We start from the raw sequence: 17,055 nt of genomic DNA, 5'->3' as shown, positions 1-17,055 counted from the left end.
GGTGGGGTCTCAGTCGAGCGGTTTCACCCGGACGGCGGTCGCGGAGACCTCGGCGACGACCTCGACGGCCGTGCCGCGGACGAGGGCGACGTCGCTGACCGCGGTGCGCTTCACCGTCGTGCCGTGCAGCTTCAGGTTCACCTCGCCGTAGGAACCGGGGGTGTTCGCGGGGGTCGTCACGTACCCGTGGGTCCCGACGATGCTGCGGTGGGTCTCGGGTTCCTCGCGACGCAACGTGCGCACGAGAACCCCCACCCCGACCATGGTGACGATCCCGGCGGCCGCACCGAAACCCGTCGCCTGCAGCGTGTTCCACCCGAACGACGTGGTGGCCAGGGTCGCGCCGAGCCCGAACAGGGCGACACCGCCGGTGAGGGACGTGAGGGACAGGAACCCGCCTGCGATGTCCAGGTCGAGGGCTTCGAAGAGACCGTCGAACACGAACGAGAGCACGCACAGTCCGAAGCCCACGACGGCGAGCACCACGAACACGGTCACCGGTGATCACCCCTGATCGACACCCTACCGGCCCGGCGGGACGCTACGGCCGGGCGAGGGTGACGGTGCTCAGTTCCGCCGCGGTCACGGTCTCGGGCAGGGTCCCCAGGTCGGGGGTCACCACGAGCGACCCGGTGCGGGCCCACGCGGCCAGCGGCCCGGCGACGACGTCGGCGGGGCCGACGTCGGTGAGCAGGCGCACCCCGAGCGGCCAGCCGTCACCGGCCTCCGCGGCGCGGGCCAGCAGGGTGGGGTGGGTCAGGGTGCTCCCGTCGGCGGTCTCCAGGGCCGGGTCCTCCGGGCCGGGTTCCAGCAGGGGGGAGTAGGTGTCGCCGTAGCCGGTGATCACCCGGGAGTAGTCCAGGACGCCGTCCGGGACGGGGGCGCCGAAGTTCGTGGCCAACGGGGCCAGCGAGACGGCGATGCGCTCGACGGAGGCGTTGCGTGCCACCGCCTGGACCAGGGTGTCCGCGTCGGCGGAGACGAGCACGTCGGCGGGCCGGCCGGCGCCGAGGCGGACGACGGCCCCCGTGGACCACGTGGCCAGCTGGAAGACCAGGGTGCGCCAGTGCGTCGGCAGGTCGATCGCCACGACGGAACCGGGGCCGACCTCGAACTCCTCCTCGAGCAGGTTCGCCGTCTTGGCGACCCACGTCGAGAGGACCCGCGCGGAGAGTTCGACGCGTTCACCGGTCTGCACGTAGTGCTCGCCGTAGAACGTCAGGCGCGGGGCCGTCGGGTCGTCGTCCATGAGCCGGCGCAGCAGCGCGGGGATCGACCGGGAGGAACCAGGGGGCACGCGGTCACCTTAGGCGTGCCGGGACGGGGCCTCCGCGACGGTAGGTTCTCGCGGCGTGAGCACCCCTGCGCCGACGACCGCCGACACCACCGCGGGGATCGTGCTGACCCGGGTACCGGTCGTCCTCGCCGCCGCCGTCGCGGCCGTCACCGCGTTCGCCGTCCCGCTGGTGCTGCTGGACCTGTGGACCCCGCCCGTCGCCGTGCCCGTCAGCGTCGTCGTCGCCGTCCTCGCGGGCCGGCTCGCGTGGGGGGTCCCCGTCGTCGCCGCGGGGTGGTGGTCGGCCGGCGGTTCGCTGGCGATCGCCCTCGGCGCCGGCGTCTGGGCCGCGCTGACGCACGCCTCGCACGTCGTGCTGCGCCGCGACGCGGGGTCCGTGGCGCTCTACGCCCACCAGCTCGCCACCCACCACGGCCTGCCCGTCGACCCCTCGCTGGCGGCGCTCGGGGGTGCGGCCGCGCTCGCCGACCCGAACTTCTCGCTCGCCTCCCCGGCCTTCTACGAGGTCGGGGACCACGTCGTCCCGCAGTTCCTGCTGGGGGCGCCGGCCCTGTACTCGCTGGGGGAGTGGGCGGCCGGCTGGACGGGTCTGCTCGTCGTCCCCGCCGTCCTCGGGGCCTTCGGCGTCCTGGCCGTCGCCGGGTTCACCGCCCGCCTCGCCGGGGCCCGCTGGGCACCCCTGGCCGCGGGGACCTTCGCGCTGGCCCAGCCCGTCCTGCACGCGAACCGCTCCACCTACTCCGAACCGCCCGCGCTGCTCGTCCTGGTCGCCGCCGCGTCGCTGCTCGTCGCGCTGGTCCCCGCGACCGGACGCACGGCGGCCCGCCTCGGCGGCGGGGCCGGGTTGCTGTTCGGGGCGTGCGGTTTCGTCCGCATCGACTTCCTGCGCGAGATCGCGGTGCTCGCCCCGGTGGTCGCGGTCCTGCTCGTGGTGCGCCACCCCGGGGCGCGGGCGCTGCTCGCGGGGACGGCGCTGACCTCGGTGCTCGCCGTGGCCGCCGCGCTGCTGACCTCGCGCCCCTACCTCGCCACCATCGCCGGGTCGCTGCTGCCGCTCGTCGCGGGTCTGGTCCTGCTCTCGCTCGCCTGCGCGGTGCTCGCCCGCCTCGCCCGCACCGGCCGGCTCGCGCAGCAGCGCTGGCTGACCAGCCCGAGACTGCCGAACGTCCTCGCCGGCCTCCTCGCGCTCGTCCTGCTGGTGCTGGCCAGCCGCCCGTTCTGGCTCGTCGTGCGCCAGGACCCGGAGGACTCCGGCAGCAAGCTCGTCGCGGCCCTCCAACTCGCGCAGGGACTCACGGTCGACGGCGGGCGCACCTACGCCGAGCACTCGGTCGACTGGATCGCCTGGTACCTCGGCTGGCCCGCCGTCGTGCTCGCCGGTGCGGCGGCCGTCGCGGCGCTGCCCCGGCTGGTGCGCGGGATCCAGGGCGTCAGCCCGCTGCCGTCGTGGACGGCGCCCTACGTCGTGGCCATGGGGTCGACGCTGCTCACCCTCTACCGCCCGGGGATCACCCCCGACCACCCGTGGGCCGACCGGCGCTTCGTCGTCGTCGTCCTGCCGGCGGTCGTGGTGCTCGCCGTGCTCGCGGCCCGCTGGGTGGTCGAGCGCTACGCCCACCAGCGCCTCACCGGGCTGCGGATCGCGATCGCCGTGGTCCTGCTCGTCGTCCCCGCGGCCCTCGCGACCACGCCGGTCGCCGGCCAGCGCACCGAGGCCGGCGAACCGCAGGCCGTCGCGCAGGCCTGCGCCTCCTTCGGGCCGAACGACGTGGCGCTCGCCGTGGACCCGCGCTCGCGCAACGAGTGGCCGCAGGTCCTGCGCGGGACCTGCGACGTGCCCAGCGCCTCGCTCGTCGTGCCCACCGCGTCCGGGCGGGCCGGGACGGCGGAGTACTGGACGACGCTGCGCGCGGCCGTGGACCGTGCGGCGCAACGCGTCCGGGCCGCCGGTGGGAACCCCGTCCTCGTCGCGGCCGGGGGCGACACCGATCCCGTCGAGGTCCTGCAGGAGCTCGGGGTGACCTCGCCGCGACTCGTGACCCACCGCCGCACGATCGAGGACGAACGGGTGCTGGAGGAACGTCCCGACGGCGCCCAGAGCATCGACGTCCGGCTGGTCACGGGCGACGCCCCCTGACCCCGACCTCTGAGGACGCGCCGGGCCTCAGGGGCGGCGGGCGCGGGAGCAGCGGGTGACGTACTCCAGGGCGAGGGTGCCGGTCTCCTCGAGGTGGGCCTGCGCCTGGGCGCGCACGTCCTCCAGCACGCGGTCGCGGTGCGTCTCGTCGAGGGCGATGACCCAGCTGCGGGACCGGGTGAGGTCCAGCAGCGACTCCACGGTCACCGGGTCCGACCAGCGCACGTCGTAGCGCTCGACCGGGCCGAAGGGGGCGGCGACGCGGGGCGCGAGGCTGCCGAGCTGCTCCTCGCCCGGGCCGGGCAGCAGCCGGTCCAGCTGCGCGATCCACTCGACACCCGCGTCGCGGACGTTCCAGAGCAGCCCGAGCCGCCCGCCCGGGCGCAGCACCCGGGCGACCTCGGGGGAGGCGGTGTCGGGGTCGACCCAGTGCCAGGCCTGGGCCATCAGGACGGCGTCGACGCTGGCGTCGGGCAGCGGGATCGCCTCACCGGTGCCGTCGAGCAGCTCGACGTCGGGCAGCACCCGCGCGAACTGCTCGCGCATCCCCGGGGTCGGTTCGACGGCGACGACCTCGAGGCCGCGGGCGACCAGCGAGCGGGTCAGCTTGCCCGTCCCGGCCCCCAGGTCGAGCACCCTGCGTGCACCGGGTGGCAACAGCCAGTCGAGGGCTTCGTCCGGGTAGCTCGGCCGGGACCGTTCGTAGGCCTCGGCCACCGCACCGAACGAGGTCGCCCGGTCGGTCGCCCGGTCGGTCGCGGGTCCGTGCTGCGTGCTGCGCCCGGTCATGGCGCCATCGTGCCGCGCGGCCCGTGGATCCCCGGCATCGGGTCCACCCGTAGGTAAGCTCTGCCCGCCATGCCTGTCGACGACACCCCTCCCGCCGCGGTGACCGCCCCCGCGCCCACCGCCACCATCGTGCTGCCCTGCTACAACGAGGAGGCGCACGTCCTGCTGGAGATCCAGCGGATCACGAAGGTGATGGACGACGACGGCATGCCGTACGAGCTGCTGGCGGTCGACGACTGCTCCACCGACGACACCCTGAAGGTCCTGCGCTCGGTCGAGGCCGACTACCCGAACCTGCGCGTCGTCGCCTTCCGCCGCAACGGCGGGTCCGGCACCGTGCGCCGGATCGGGACGCAGATGGCCCGCGGCGAGATCGTCGTCTGGACCGACGCGGACATGTCCTACGAGAACGAGCGCATCCCCGAACTCGTGCGGATCCTGCTCGAGGACGACTCCTACGACCAGGTCGTCGGGGCGCGCACGACGGAGGAGGGGTCGCACAAGGCGTTGCGCGTGCCCGCCAAGTTCGTCATCCGCAAGGTCGCCGAGGTGCTCGCCCGCGAACGGATCCCGGACCTGAACTCGGGTCTGCGCGCGTTCCGCCGCGAGGTGTCGCTGCCCTACCTGCGGCTGCTGCCGGCCGGGTTCTCCTGCGTCACGACGATCACGCTGTCGTTCCTGTGCAACCAGCACGACATCAAGTTCGTGCCGACGACCTACGCCAAGCGCGCCGGGACCTCGAAGTTCCACTTCACCAAGGACGCCTACCGCTACATCCTCCAGGTGCTGCGGATGATCATGTACTTCGAGCCCCTGCGGGTGCTCATGCCGCTGGCGCTGTTCCTCTTCGGCCTCGGGTTCGTCAAGGGGGTCACCGACATGTTCCGGCACCTCTTCTACTTCCCCGCGAACACCGTGCTGCTGCTGGTGTCCGGGTTGCTCATCGGGGCGGTCGCGCTGCTCGCCGACCTCGTCGTGCGTTCGAGGGACAGCGCGTGAGCGCCGCCGAGTCCCGCAAGGTCGTCGTCGTGGGGCCCGCGCACCCCGCCAAGGGCGGCACCGCCGTCCACACCACCGAACTCGCGCGCCACCTCGCCTCCGACCCCGGGGCCGAGGTCAAGCTCGTCTCCTGGGAGCGGCAGTACCCGGCGGCGCTCTACCCGGGTGAGCTGCGCGTGCCCGGCGGCCTGCCCGAGGTCCCCGAGTTCCACCCGACGATCCGGCCGCTGGCCTGGAACTCACCGGCGTCCTGGGTCCGCACCGGCCGGCGCATCGCCGACGCCGACGTCGTCGTCCTGACCCACGTCGTCCCGCTGCAGGTCCCGGCGCTGCTCGGTGTCCTCGCGGGGATGCGCACCGCCCGTTCGCAGGCGCGGACCGTCGTCGTCGCGCACAACGTCCTGCCGCACGAACCCCGCCCGGGGGACGCCCTGCTCGTCGGACGCCTCTTCGCCGCCGTCGACGGGGTCGTCGTGCACTCCGAGGAGCAGGCCGCCCTCGCCCACGCCCACGGCGCCCGCCGGGTCGTCGTCGCCGACCTGCCCCCGCACCTGCCCGGTGGCCCCAGGGTCGACGCGCCCGCCGGCTCGCGGGTCCCGCGCGACGGGGGAGTCCGTCTGCTGAGCCTCGGGGTCGTTCGCGACTACAAGGGTGTCGACCTGCTGCTCGAGGCCCTGCGCGAGGTCCACCAGCGCGGGGTCGACGCCCGCCTCACCATCGCCGGGGAACTCTGGGGTGACGCCGGTCGCCGCGTCCGCGAACTCGCGGCTGCGCCCGGGCTGCGCGGTCACGTGGAACTGCGCGAGGGCTACGTCCCCGCGGGGGAGCTCCCGGACCTGATGGCCGCCCACGACGCCGTCGTCCTGCCCTACCGCTCGGCGACGGCCTCGCAGAACGCCGTCCTCGCCTTCGCCCACGGCCTGCCCGTGCTCGCGACCCGCGTCGGGTCCTTCCCCGCGCAGGTCCGCGACGGCGTGGACGGGATCCTCGTCGAACCCGGCAGCGTCGACGCCCTCGTCGCCGGGGTGCTGAGCCTCGCGGGCGGCGGGCTGGAGCGCCTGCGCGACGGGGTCGAAGCCCCGGACCTCGACGAACCCTGGGACCGCTACCTCGGCGCCCTCGAGCAGGCCGCGGAGGGCGGGACGGCCGCCGCCCCGCCGGGTGGTCGGCTGCTGGCCGTCGCCAAGCGCGGTGCGGAGCACGCCCTCTGGACCCGGGTCGGGGTCCAGCGTCGCGTCGGCGAGCGCCTCGCCGCCCGTCGGCTCGGGGCCGCGCCCGCGGCCCGCCCGGTGCCGAGCGGGGTGCCGCGCACCGGTGTCCTGCACGACGCCGACGAGGTCGCCGACGCCGTCGCGCAGACGAAGCGGTTGCGTCTGCCCGCCCACCCCGACGCCCCCAAGAACTGGGACGCCCTCGGGGCGGTGGCCGCCGTCCTCACCCTGGCCGACGACGGGTCCCGCACCGCCCGCGTCCTCGACGCCGGCTCCGCCCGCTACTCGCCCGTCCTGCCCTGGCTGCGCCTCTACGGCCTCGGGGCCGAGTGCGGCGCGCTGGCCGGCATCAACCTCGAGTTCGGCGCGACCGTGCACCGCGACGGCGTCGAGTTCCGCCACGGCGACGTCACCGACACCGGCCTCGCCGACGCCTCGCTGGACGCCGTGACCTGCATGTCGGTCATCGAGCACGGGGTGCCCATCACCCCGTTCCTCGCCGAGACCGCGCGCATCCTGCGGCCCGGGGGTGTGCTGGCGCTCTCCACCGACTACGACCAGGACCCGCCGGACACCACCGGCATCGAGGCCTACGGCGCGCAGGTGAAGATCTTCGGCCCCGCCGACCTCCGCGCCCTGGTCGCGACGGCGAGGCAGCTCGGGCTGGAACTCGTCGGGGAGCTCACCGACGACGTCCTGGCCCACCCGGCGCGACCGGTGCACTGGACGCGGACCGGCCTGGACTACACGTTCGTGCTGCTGACCTTCGTCCGGCGCTGAGGTGCTGAACCGCCTGCTCGGGGTGCTGCGCTCGCCCGTCCTGCGGGTGGGTTTCCTCGCCCTCGCGCTGGTCCTCGCGGTCGGCTACGTCTGGCGCGACCGGTCCGCGATCGCCGACGCGTGGTCGCGCCTCGACGCGGGCTCGGTCGTGCTGGCCGGTGTCCTCTCCCTCGCGAACGTCGCGCTGTCCGGGGCGTCGTGGCGCGCCGTCCTCGGTGACCTCGGCTCCCGCCTGCCCTGGCGCGCCGCGGCCCGGGTGTTCTTCGTCGGCCAGCTCGGCCGCTACATCCCCGGGACCGTGTTCCAGTTCGTCGCCCAGGCCGAACTCGCCCGCGACCACGGGGTCCCGCGGCGCCGCACCGGGTCCGCCCTCGCGGTGGCCCTGCTGGTGTCCATGACCACGGCGTCGCTGCTCGTCGCCGGGGTCCTGCCGTTCGCGCTGCAGGGCAGGGACATCCGCGGCTGGGAGTGGACAGGCTGGTTGCACTGGCTCACCCCGCTGCTGCTGGTCCTGCTCGTGCCCCGGGTCATCAACCCCCTCCTGACGTTCCTGCTGCGGATCGCCCGCCAGGACCCCCTCGAGCACCCCGTCACCTGGCGCGGACTGCTGTCCTCGGCCGCGTGGGCGATGGCGTCCTGGGTCGCCGTCGGGTTGCAGGTGTTCGTGCTGTCCCAGGCCGTCGGGGTGGCCTGGCCGACGGGGTCGGCGCTGGCGCTCGCGATCGGTGGCTACGCGCTGGCCTGGATCGTGGGTTTCCTGGTCGTCCTGGCCCCGGCGGGTGCCGGGGCACGTGAACTCGTCCTCGGTGCGGTCGTCGCGCTGGCCACGGGGTCAGGGGCCGCGACGGTCGTCGTGCTGGGGTCCCGCGTGCTGCTGACGCTGGCCGACCTGCTGCTCGCGTTCGGGGCCCTCGCGGGGCACCGGTTCAGCGCCGCATCAGCCCCGCCTCGTAAGCGGTGATCGTCAGCTGGACCCGGTCGCGTGCCCCGAGCTTGTCCAACAGGTGGCTCACGTGGGTCTTGGTCGTCGAGAGGCTGATGAAGAACTACGCGGAGATCTCCGCGTTCGTCAGGCCGCGGGCCACCGCGCTCAACAGTTCCGCCTCGCGGGCGGTCAGCGACGCGACCCGCTCGACGTCCTCGCGCCGGGGAGCCCGCTCCCCGGCGTAGTGCTCGATGAGGCGGCGGGTGATCCGCGGGGACAGCAGCGCCTCGCCGGCCGCGATCACCCTCACCGCGGCGAGGAGGTCGCCCGCCAGCACGTCCTTGAGCAGGAAACCGCTCGCCCCCGCGCGGAGCGCGTCGTGCACGTACTGGTCCGTGTCGAAGGTGGTGAGGATGAGGACCTTCGACCTGGCCGTCGTCGGGTCGGCCGTGAGTTCGGCGGTGGCGCTGACCCCGTCGAGGCGCGGCATCCGGATGTCCATCAGCACCACGTCGGGCCGGGTCCGGCGCACGAGTTCCAGGGCCGCGACCCCGTCGGCGGCCTCACCGACCACCTCGAGGCCCGGGTCGGAGGCGAGCAGCGCGACGAACCCGTCCCGCACGAGGGACTGGTCCTCGGCGACCGCCACCCGGATCGGCGTCGTCTTCACCGGGCGGCCGACCAGGGGATCGTGGCCTGCACGCGGAACCCGCCGGAGGGCACGGACCCGGCCTCGAAGTGCCCACCGAGCAGGGCGGTCCGTTCGCGCATCCCCACCAGACCGTGACCGGCGCGGATCGGGGGGCCCGGGGTGCCCGCGAGGCCGCGACCGTCGTCGACGACCTCCACCCGCAGACCCGCACCGCCGTAGTCCAGCACCACCACGGCCCGGCGGGGACCGGCGTGCTTGAGGGTGTTCGTGAGTGCCTCCTGGATGATCCGGTAGGCGCAGAGGTCCGCCGTCGCGGGCAGGGCCCGTCGGGTTCCCGTCGTGTCGGTGCGGACGGGGAGGCCCGCCGACCGGTAGGTGTCGATGAGGGGTTCGAGGTCGGCCAGGCCCAGCGCCGGCTGGTAGGGCGCACCGGCGGAACCTGCGGTCGAGTCGTCGCGGAGCAGGCCGAGCATCTGCCGCAGTTCACCCATCGCCGAGCGGCTGACCTCCCCGATGGTCTGCAGCGCACGGCGACCGGCGAGCGGGTCGTTCGCGCTGAGGTGCTCGCCCACGGTGGCCTGCACCGAGATCACGCTGATGGAGTGGGCCAGGACGTCGTGCAGTTCGCGGGCGATCCGCAACCGTTCCTCGGCCTGGGCGAGCGTGGCGCGGTCCCGTTCGGACGCAGCCAGTGCCCGCACCGAACCGGCCTGCTGCTCGGCCGCAGCGACCAGGGCGAGCAGGGCCTGGCGACGGCTGCGGGCGAGGCGGCCGATGACCCAGGCCCCGGTGAAGATGAGCAGCGACTGGACGACCGCCCCCGGGCCCAGGTCCGGCGGGGTGGCGGCGGCGCTGGCCAGCAGCGCGACGGCGGTGAAGACCAGGCCGGCGACGGCCTGCCGCAGCGGGCGCCGGCTCCCGAGGGCGAACAGCATCCCGGTGACGAGGAAGGGGGCCAGGGCAGTCTCATCACCCCGCCAGGTCAGCGCCACGAAGGCGACCCCGGTGACGGCCAGGGCGACCACCGGTTGCCGCCAGGCCAGGACGACGGCGCCGGTCCCGGCGAGCGTCAGCACCCAGGTCGTCACGTCGGGCTGCCGGAACCCCGGTGCGGGGTCCGCCTGGGCCAGCAGGACGACGGCCCCGGCGAGGAGGACCACCGCCAGGAGGACCTCCCAGACCCCCGGGCGCCAGCGGCGGGGCCCACGGGGTCCGGAACGGATCATGGCGACGAACTAGGCCCAGCGGACCTCGTGACCCATCGGTCTGCAGGATGACCGGGCGCTCGGTCCGCAGTGCCTGCGGCCCGGTCCGCCGGGCCGATGGAACGCGGCGCCCCCCGCAGCAGGGTTGCGGGCATGAACTCCTCCCGGCTCTCCGAGCCAGCGCACCCGGTCCTCGTCGCCCCGCCGTCCCCCGCCCGGGAACGCGCGGTCGCCCTGCGTGAGGCGGTCACGTTCGCCGGTCTCGTCTTCGCCATCGTCGTCGCCACCGCACTGGCCCTGCCGCACGCGCCGGGGGTCACCACCCCGTTGCTGGCGATGCAGACCCCGGTGTTCGTGGTGGGGCTGATCGTGCTGCTCGGCACGCCGCGCGGTCGCCGCCGGGCCCTGCTCGCGAGCCTCGGCGTGCACCGTCCCGGTCTGCGCAGCTGGCCCGCGGCGTTCCTGCTGCCCGTCCTGACGGTCCTGCTCCTGCCCTACGCGGCCGCTCTGGCCCTCGGCTCGGCCGCGCTCGCACCGCTGGGTTCCGCGTCGTGGCTCGGCGTCGCGGCGTTGCTGGTGACCAACCTCGCCCTGATGACGGGGTTGGTGATGGGCGAGGAGATCGGGTGGCGCGGCTACCTGCTGCCGCGCGTCCAGACCCTGCTTCCCCGGCGCCGGGCCGCGCTGGTCGTCGGGTTCGTCCAGGGGCTCTTCCACCTGCCGCTCATCCTGCTGACCACCACCTACGACTCGATCGGCAGCCGCTGGGTGGTCGCCCCGGTCGTGGTGGTCACCCTGACCTTCGCGGGCGTCTTCTTCGCCTGGCTGCGCGACCGCTCCCGCAGCGTGTGGCCCGTCGCCCTCGCTCACGCCAGCGTGAACACCCTCCTCGACGGCGGCGGTCTGGTCGTCGTCCTCGCGCCCGTGACCCTGGCCTGCACCGCGGGGGAGAGCGGCCTCGCGACCCTGGCCGCCGTCGTCGGTCTCGCCGTCGTCCTGCTGGTGCGCGGTTCCACCTGGCGTCCCGACCGCGAACTCCGCTGACGCGGTCCACCCACTTACCCACCCACCTCCGGAGGAACCCGTGTCCGCCCTGCGTCGTCACCCCGTGATCGCGTTCTTCGTGCTCGCCTACCTGCTCTCCTGGTCGCTGCTCCCTCTCGGCGGGTTCCTGCCCGCCGGCCCGCTGCTGGCGGCCGTGGTCGTGATCGCGCTCACCCAGGGCCGGCCGGGGTTCCGCCGCCTCGGCAGCCGGTTGATCCGCTGGCGCGTCCGGTGGACGTGCTACGCCCTCGCCGTCGGCGTGCCGCTCGCGGTGCACGCCCTCACGATCGCCGCCAACGTCGGACTGGGCTCGGGTGCCCCCTCGCTGGGGCAGCTCAGCCCCGTGTCCGGGGTCCTGGTGGTCTTCGCGGTGCGGCTGGTGGACCCGCTCGACGGACCGCTGGGCGAGGAACCCGGCTGGCGGGGGTTCGCGCAGCCGGCGTTGCTGCAGGGCCGGACGCCGTTGCGGGCCACGGTGGTCATGGGTGTGCTGGTGGCGGGATGGCACCTGCCGCTGTGGTTGCTGCCCCAGTTCGGCGCCGGACCCGTGGACGTGGTCAGCGACTCGCTCGGAAGTTTCGCGGTCACCTTCTGGTACGCCTGGCTGCTCCAGCGGGCGAGCGGCAGCGTGCTGCTGACCCTCATCGCCCATGCCGTCGAGGGCAGCCTGCAGACCGAGCTGTACTGGTCGGACGGTCCGGCCGCGACGCGGACGACCGCGCTCTACGCCGCGGTCTGGTGCGCGGTCGCCGTCGTCCTGGTGGTCGCCGACCGGCAGGCGTGGTGGCCGCAGCGGGTCCCGGCCACGTCACGATCGCGGGACGGGAGCGTTTCCACCGTGTGAGCGGGACGGTGCAGCGGCACGGGGCCGCCCGTGGCTGAGAACCTGTCCGGAACGTCCGACCGGTCCCGGTGGCGCCACCGGGGAGGACCGTCGTCGGTGCCGCTGAAGTCGCCCAGGGCGGGACCCTACCGGGCGAGTCCCCGGCGGCCCTCGAGGTGGGTGCGGGCGGTGTCGTCGGTCGTGAGGGCCAGTGCCCGGTCGTAGGCCTCCCGGGCGGGGTGACCCGCTTCCGCGAGCAGGTGCGCGCGGGTGGCCCAGTACGGCTGGAACTGCTCGGCCCCGATCGCGTCGAGTTCCGCGAGACCGGCTCCGGGGCCGTGCAACCGGCCGGTGACCGCGGCGGCCGCGACACGGGAACCCAGTGACGGCGCGATCGCGTTGAGCGCCGCGTACAGGGTTCTCAGGGCCGGGTCGTCGGTGGTCCCGGTGCGGCGACGGTCGGCGTGCACGGCGGCGATCGCCGCCTCCAGCTGGAACCGGCCGAGCGCGCCGGCCGCCGACGCGCGTCGCAGCAGCCCCTCACCGAGTTCCAGGGTGTCCGGCGGACCGGTCAGGTGGGTGAACGCGGCCAGTCCCCAGGCCTCGGGGTCGTCGAGCCGCGCGTCGGCCAGGAGTTCCGCCAGCGTCAGCGACAGGTGGCGGGCCTCGTCGTGCCAGCCGAGTGCGGAACACCCGTAGAGCGCTTCGAGGACGACGGGGAGCCGGTCCGGCATCTCCGCCAGGGACGGTGTCCCGAACCGGATGCGGGTGTCGCGGATGCGGCGTTTCGCGCGGACGAGCCGTTGCGCCATCGTCGGTCCGGGAAGGGCGAACGCCGCCCCGATGGCCCCGGCCTCGAAACCCAGGACGCACGAGAGCACCAGCGGGGTGCGGACGTTCGCCGCGATCGCCGGGTGCGCGCAGACGAACAGCAGCTCCAGTCGTTCGTCGGGGAACTCCCCGCTCGCCGCGTCGTTCGCCGGGAGTTCCAGGGCGGTGTCGAGGGGTCGTGAGGTGCGGTGCGCCGCCGACCTCCACACGTCCCGCTGCCGGTTGCGTGCCACGGTCAGCAACCAGGCCGCCGGGTTGCGTGGAACTCCCTGCCCGGGCCAGGTCACGAGCGCCTGTTCCAGGGCCGCGGACAACGCGTCCTCGGCGAGCTGCAGATCACCCGAGGCCGCCGCGAGCAGGGCGACCAGCCGCCCGTACGACGACCGGGCCGCCTGCTCCGCCGCGCTCCGGGCGTGGGCCTCAGCCGTTCCCACGCCACGCCCCGTCGGCGTAGAACACCGCCCCGGGGCGGACCTCGACGACACCCCACTCGACGGAGGGGGCCTGCTTCGCGCACTCCAGCGCGGTGTCGAGGTCGGGGACGTCCACGACGAAGGTCCCGCCGAGTTGTTCCCTGGTGTCCACGTAGGGACCGTCCTGCACCCGGATCGCGCCGTCGACGGTGCGGACGGTGGTGCTGTTCTCCGACGGCCGCAGGACCTCGGCGGCGAGCAGGACCCCCGCGGCGTCGAGGGCCTGGGCGTAGGCCGCGAAGGCGCGCTGACCCTGTTCGACCGCCTCGGCGTCCAGGTCGTCCCGGGTCATCTCGGGGTAGTGCAGCAGCAGCGTGTAGCGCATCGCCTCGTCCCTCCGGTCCGGCGGCGTCCGGTGTGGTCGTCGCTCGCCAGTGTGACGATCGGGTCAGCCCTCGATCGACACCTCGTAGTGACGCATCTCCGCGACGTCCGGCAGGTAGGGCCGGATCGCCGCGAAGAACTCCCGGAACAACGGTCCCTGCCGGAAACCCTGCAGGTGCTCGCTCGCGGAGGTCCACCGGATCCGCAGGACGTAGCGGACCGTGCCCGCCGGGTCGGGGTCCTCGCCCGCGCCGGTGCCGGCGTCGGTGCGGCGGGCGAGTTCCCAGTCCAGGCACTCCGGTGCCCGGGTGAGGACGGCGCCGGCCCGGGCGTAGGCGGCCTCGAACTCGGCGGCCTGCTCCGCGGCGACCACGTAGCGGAGGTACTCGACGACGCTCACGCCGGGCCGGCCGCGCGGGCGCGTTCGACGTTCACGAGCGCGTCGCGCAGTTGCTCGATCCAGTCCTGCTGGTGCTGCCCGACGAGCCGGACGCACCAGGCCAGCGCCTCCGAGCGGGTGCGGGCGACCCCGGCGTCGACGAGGGTGTCGAGGACCTTGCGCTGGGGTTGGCGCAGCCTGGTCATGACCGGGGTGGCGAGGGTGGTGAAGAGTTCCTGCGTCTCGCCGCAGTCCGCGCCCCAGGCGACCTTGCGCCCGAACAGCGCCTCGGCCTCGTCGGCGATCTTCATGCGGGCACCCCGGGTGTCCTCACGGAACCGGGTGATCCGGCCGGCCTCCGCGCGGCGCTCGGCGGCCGCACCGCCCTCGGGGGTGTCGGGGCGGGGCAGCACGCCGGTGACCACGATCTCCTCGCGGTCGAGGGAGACCGTCGGGGCGGTCTCGAACCAGTCGTCGGGCAGGCGGCCGGAGAGCCAGGCCGTCACGTCAGCGTCATCGCTCATGCAGCGATTACACGATTACGCCGTTGCAGCGTCAAGCCCTCCGGGCCGGCTCAGTCGCTCTTCCGCTTGTAGCCGAAGAAGTTCCGCTTGATGATCATCGACGCGACCTCCTCGGGCACCATGGACTCCCAGCTGTCGTCCCCGGCCCCGATGCGCCGCAGCACGTCGCGACTCAGGATCGGCAGGTACTCCGGCTTGTAGTTGTCCAGGTGCACGAAGCTGCCGCGGCGGGCGAGGAAGTCGAAGAGCGGTTGGAGGTCGTCCGCGACCTGGAGGTCCTCCACGGTCCGCGTCTCGCCGGTCTCCTGGTCCTGCATCGGGTAGACGAAGAGCTTGAGGTCGTTCTTGAACAGGCGCCCGAAGCTCTCCAGGATCCCGCCCTGCATGTGGGCGTGGTTGCTCTCGTCGAAGAGGTTCACCAGGCTCGGGACGCCCATGACGATGCCGATGCGCTCGCTGGTGCGGCGCTGGAGGTACTCGGCGAGGCGGTTGTACTCGTAGTAGTCCGAGATGACCGTCGTCATGCCGCACGCCCCGAGGAGGTCGGCCCGGGCCAGGAAGTCCCGCCGGTCGACCTTGTCGCCGGCGGCCCGCAGGTTGCGCATCGTCAGTTCGGCGAGGGCGAGGACCGGGGCACCCTCGGCGTCCTGCTCCGCGAACTTCTGCTCCGCCGAGGCGAGCATGTCGATGTTGACGACCGTCGGGGGGCGGAAGCTGCCGCGCTCGACGAGGACCGCGTGCTTGCGCAGCACCTCCGAGGGCTGCAGCACCTCCCCGTCGGGACCGAACATCGCCACGCCGGACAGACCGAGCTGCACCAGCTGCAGCGCCATCACCCGGTTGTCCACGTGGCGGAACTCGATGCCGCGGAACTGGATCACGTCGATCTCGATGCGCCCGGTCGACAGCTTGTCCAGCAGGCTCGCCACCACCTGCTCGGGTTCGTGGCGCTCGAAGAACGCCGCGTGCAGCAGGTTGACGCCGACGATGCCCAGCGCCTCCTGCTGCAGCCCCGCGTCGTCGTCGAGCATCCGCACGTGCAGCACGATCTGGCTGGGCTCGTCGTTGGGGTGGGCCTGGAAGCGGACCCCCATCCACCCGTGGCACTCGTTGCCGCCCCGGTAGCTGCGGGCCACCACCGTGTCGGCGAAGGCGAAGAAGCAGGTGTCGTCACCGCGCGCCTCGGTGAGGCGTTCGACGTTGAGCGACAGCTCGTGCTGCAGCATCGCCTGCAACCGGCCCAGCGAGACGTAGCGGTCCGACTTGCCGTAGACGGCGTCGCTGACGGCCATGTCGTAGGCCGACATCGACTTCGCCACCGTCCCGGCCGCACCTCCGGCGCGGAAGAACCAGCGCGCGACCTCCTGCCCGGCACCGATCTCGGCGATCGTCCCGTACCAGCGCGGGTCCAGGTTGACCCGTAGAGCCTTCTGAAGCGTGTCGGCTGCGATCTCCATGCGGCGTTCCTCCGAATCGCGGCGTCGTCCGTGAACCCATCCTGCTGGTCCAGGTCACAGCGTGTCACCTCGTAGCCCGCCGGGGTGAGCAGACGGCGAAGTCGGCCGACGGTCGGGTCAGCGGACGGCGCGGCGACCCCGCGCTCCCACGATCAGCAGCACGATGACCGAACCGATGACCGCACCGATGATTCCGGCGGGCTGCAGGAAGCCGTCGGAGGCGTCCTTGTGGAAGATGAGGAAGCCGAGGAAACCGCCGACGAACGAGCCGACGATGCCCAGCAGGATCGTCATGCCGACCGACATCGACTGACGGCCGGGCACGAGCAGGCGGGCGAGGGCGCCGGCGATGAGGCCGACGACGATGACGGTGACGACGGTGCCGATGAGGCCCATGTGGATCTCCTGGTGGTGAGCGCGGCCGGGCCGCGCGGTGGTCGGGCCCGGGGTCGGGCCGTGTGCCCACTCGACCACCTGGCGGGAGGGGCTGGTACACCCCTAGGGGTGGTAGCTTCGCCGCATCGACACCCTGACGCGGACCCGCCCGATCACCGTCGCCCTCGTGGACGACTACGACGTCGTCCTCGTGGGACTGGCGCACCTCTTCGACTCCTACCGCGACCGCGTGGTGGTGGCGGAGATCGACGCGAACGCGGCCCTGCACGACGACGTCGACGTCGTGCTCTACGACTCCTTCGCCCAGCCGGAGTCGGACGCGACCGAGGTGGCGGCCCTGGTGCGCAACCCGCGCGTGCGCCGCGTCGTGGTCTACACCTGGAACTTCCAGCCCGAACTGGTGGAGACGGCCCGTTCCCTCGGCGTGCACGGCTACCTCTCGAAGACCCTGCCCGCCCGCGACCTCGTCGCGGCCATCGAGGCCGTGCACGCCGGTGAGCGGGTGTTCAGCACCCCACCGCGGCGCGCCGCCAGCGCGCTCGGGCTCGACTGGCCGGGCCGCACCGAGGGGATCACCGACCGGGAGTCCGAGATCCTCGCCCTCATCACCCAGGGCAAGAACAACGCCGACATCGCCAGGCTCACCTACCTGAGCCCGAACACCGTGAAGTCCTACATCCGCTCGATCTACCGGAAGATCGACGCGCAGAGCCGCACGCAGGCGGTGCTCTGGGGGGTCGCGCACGGCTTCGCACCCGACCACCGCCGCATCGACCACTGGCTGGGCGGACCCTAGGTCGCCACCCCGC

General features: G+C 73.7%; 17 protein-coding genes and 1 pseudogene. 7 read left to right on the top strand and 11 right to left on the bottom strand.

What is annotated here, in order from left to right; all coding sequences use genetic code 11:
* Positions 1–9: 9 nt before the first annotated feature.
* A complete protein-coding gene (locus AC0I8G_RS20950; RefSeq protein WP_471731657.1) occupies positions 10–498 on the bottom strand; it encodes a hypothetical protein in 489 nt (162 codons plus the stop codon).
* Between the two features lie 43 nt (positions 499–541).
* A complete protein-coding gene (locus tag AC0I8G_RS20945; protein WP_471731656.1) occupies positions 542–1,297 on the bottom strand; it encodes a TIGR03089 family protein in 756 nt (251 codons plus the stop codon).
* A gap of 55 nt (positions 1,298–1,352) precedes the next feature.
* On the opposite strand from AC0I8G_RS20945, the gene AC0I8G_RS20940 reads away from it, so the two are divergent.
* Positions 1,353–3,434, top strand: coding sequence for a hypothetical protein (locus AC0I8G_RS20940; protein WP_471731655.1), 2,082 nt, complete (start codon positions 1,353–1,355; stop codon positions 3,432–3,434).
* Positions 3,435–3,461: 27 nt separating this feature from the next.
* Here AC0I8G_RS20940 and AC0I8G_RS20935 read toward each other — a convergent pair whose 3' ends face one another.
* Positions 3,462–4,223 carry a class I SAM-dependent methyltransferase gene (locus AC0I8G_RS20935; protein ID WP_471731654.1) on the bottom strand — a complete coding sequence of 254 codons (762 nt, stop codon included), beginning with the start codon at positions 4,221–4,223 and terminating at the stop codon, positions 3,462–3,464.
* A gap of 69 nt (positions 4,224–4,292) precedes the next feature.
* Here AC0I8G_RS20935 and AC0I8G_RS20930 point away from each other — a divergent pair, with 69 nt between their 5' ends.
* The 3 genes from AC0I8G_RS20930 to AC0I8G_RS20920 are packed head-to-tail and all read left to right on the top strand — an operon-like array spanning position 4,293 to position 8,174.
* Entirely contained in the window at positions 4,293–5,222 is a 930-nt protein-coding gene (locus tag AC0I8G_RS20930; protein ID WP_328294914.1) for a glycosyltransferase family 2 protein, read from the top strand.
* On the top strand, positions 5,219–7,213 hold the full coding sequence (locus AC0I8G_RS20925) for a glycosyltransferase (RefSeq protein ID WP_471731653.1): 1,995 nt from the start codon (positions 5,219–5,221) through the stop codon (positions 7,211–7,213). The genes AC0I8G_RS20930 and AC0I8G_RS20925 overlap by 4 nt, the downstream gene beginning before the upstream one ends.
* Before the next feature lies 1 nt (position 7,214).
* Entirely contained in the window at positions 7,215–8,174 is a 960-nt protein-coding gene (locus AC0I8G_RS20920) for a lysylphosphatidylglycerol synthase domain-containing protein (protein ID WP_471731652.1), read from the top strand.
* Here AC0I8G_RS20920 and AC0I8G_RS20915 read toward each other — a convergent pair.
* Positions 8,140–8,793 (bottom strand): annotated as a pseudogene (locus tag AC0I8G_RS20915) (response regulator). The gene AC0I8G_RS20920 and the pseudogene AC0I8G_RS20915 overlap by 35 nt on opposite strands.
* An 11-nt stretch (positions 8,794–8,804) precedes the next feature.
* Positions 8,805–10,016, bottom strand: coding sequence for a sensor histidine kinase (locus AC0I8G_RS20910; protein ID WP_471731651.1), 1,212 nt, complete (start codon positions 10,014–10,016; stop codon positions 8,805–8,807).
* Between the two features lie 132 nt (positions 10,017–10,148).
* Here AC0I8G_RS20910 and AC0I8G_RS20905 point away from each other — a divergent pair, with 132 nt between their 5' ends.
* Together AC0I8G_RS20905 and AC0I8G_RS20900 are read left to right on the top strand one after the other, a co-directional pair.
* On the top strand, positions 10,149–11,039 hold the full coding sequence (locus AC0I8G_RS20905; protein WP_471731650.1) for a CPBP family intramembrane glutamic endopeptidase: 891 nt from the start codon (positions 10,149–10,151) through the stop codon (positions 11,037–11,039).
* Positions 11,040–11,079: 40 nt separating this feature from the next.
* A complete protein-coding gene (locus AC0I8G_RS20900) occupies positions 11,080–11,883 on the top strand; it encodes a CPBP family intramembrane glutamic endopeptidase (RefSeq protein ID WP_471731649.1) in 804 nt (267 codons plus the stop codon).
* Positions 11,884–12,008: 125 nt separating this feature from the next.
* Here AC0I8G_RS20900 and AC0I8G_RS20895 read toward each other — a convergent pair whose 3' ends face one another.
* The 6 genes from AC0I8G_RS20895 to AC0I8G_RS20870 all read right to left on the bottom strand — a co-directional run bounded on the left by AC0I8G_RS20895 (position 12,009) and on the right by AC0I8G_RS20870 (position 16,246).
* A complete protein-coding gene (locus tag AC0I8G_RS20895) occupies positions 12,009–13,127 on the bottom strand; it encodes an RNA polymerase sigma factor (RefSeq protein WP_471731648.1) in 1,119 nt (372 codons plus the stop codon).
* Complete coding sequence (locus AC0I8G_RS20890) at positions 13,114–13,491, bottom strand: YciI family protein (RefSeq protein ID WP_471731647.1); 378 nt, start codon at positions 13,489–13,491, stop codon at positions 13,114–13,116. Before AC0I8G_RS20890 ends, AC0I8G_RS20895 begins: the two co-directional genes overlap by 14 nt.
* A 63-nt stretch (positions 13,492–13,554) precedes the next feature.
* Complete coding sequence (locus AC0I8G_RS20885; protein ID WP_471731646.1) at positions 13,555–13,890, bottom strand: antibiotic biosynthesis monooxygenase; 336 nt, start codon at positions 13,888–13,890, stop codon at positions 13,555–13,557.
* Entirely contained in the window at positions 13,887–14,393 is a 507-nt protein-coding gene (locus AC0I8G_RS20880; RefSeq protein WP_471731645.1) for a hypothetical protein, read from the bottom strand. The genes AC0I8G_RS20885 and AC0I8G_RS20880 overlap by 4 nt, the downstream gene beginning before the upstream one ends.
* 50 nt (positions 14,394–14,443) lie before the next feature.
* Entirely contained in the window at positions 14,444–15,850 is a 1,407-nt protein-coding gene (locus tag AC0I8G_RS20875) for a nucleotidyl transferase family protein (RefSeq protein WP_380158056.1), read from the bottom strand.
* A gap of 117 nt (positions 15,851–15,967) precedes the next feature.
* Positions 15,968–16,246, bottom strand: coding sequence for a GlsB/YeaQ/YmgE family stress response membrane protein (locus AC0I8G_RS20870; RefSeq protein ID WP_471731644.1), 279 nt, complete (start codon positions 16,244–16,246; stop codon positions 15,968–15,970).
* A 166-nt stretch (positions 16,247–16,412) separates the two neighbouring features.
* Between AC0I8G_RS20870 and AC0I8G_RS20865 the strand changes: the two genes are divergently transcribed.
* Positions 16,413–17,042 carry a helix-turn-helix transcriptional regulator gene (locus tag AC0I8G_RS20865; protein WP_471731643.1) on the top strand — a complete coding sequence of 210 codons (630 nt, stop codon included), beginning with the start codon at positions 16,413–16,415 and terminating at the stop codon, positions 17,040–17,042.
* The last annotated feature ends 13 nt before the right edge of the window (positions 17,043–17,055 follow it).

It is taken from the genome of Kineococcus sp. AC630 (assembly GCF_979255925.1).
This window is presented reverse-complemented; position numbering and strand designations above follow the sequence as displayed.

Excerpts from the sequence above, each read along its gene's own strand:
- AC0I8G_RS20890 (WP_471731647.1), bottom strand. The coding sequence starts at position 13,491 with ATGCGCTACACGCTGCTGCTGCACTACCCCGAGATGACCCGGGACGAC.
- AC0I8G_RS20935 (WP_471731654.1), bottom strand. The coding sequence starts at position 4,223 with ATGACCGGGCGCAGCACGCAGCACGGACCCGCGACCGACCGGGCGACC.
- AC0I8G_RS20870 (WP_471731644.1), bottom strand. The coding sequence starts at position 16,246 with ATGGGCCTCATCGGCACCGTCGTCACCGTCATCGTCGTCGGCCTCATC.
- AC0I8G_RS20905 (WP_471731650.1), top strand. The coding sequence starts at position 10,149 with ATGAACTCCTCCCGGCTCTCCGAGCCAGCGCACCCGGTCCTCGTCGCC.
- AC0I8G_RS20875 (WP_380158056.1), bottom strand. The coding sequence starts at position 15,850 with ATGGAGATCGCAGCCGACACGCTTCAGAAGGCTCTACGGGTCAACCTG.
- AC0I8G_RS20930 (WP_328294914.1), top strand. The coding sequence starts at position 4,293 with ATGCCTGTCGACGACACCCCTCCCGCCGCGGTGACCGCCCCCGCGCCC.
- AC0I8G_RS20910 (WP_471731651.1), bottom strand. The coding sequence starts at position 10,016 with ATGATCCGTTCCGGACCCCGTGGGCCCCGCCGCTGGCGCCCGGGGGTC.
- AC0I8G_RS20880 (WP_471731645.1), bottom strand. The coding sequence starts at position 14,393 with ATGAGCGATGACGCTGACGTGACGGCCTGGCTCTCCGGCCGCCTGCCC.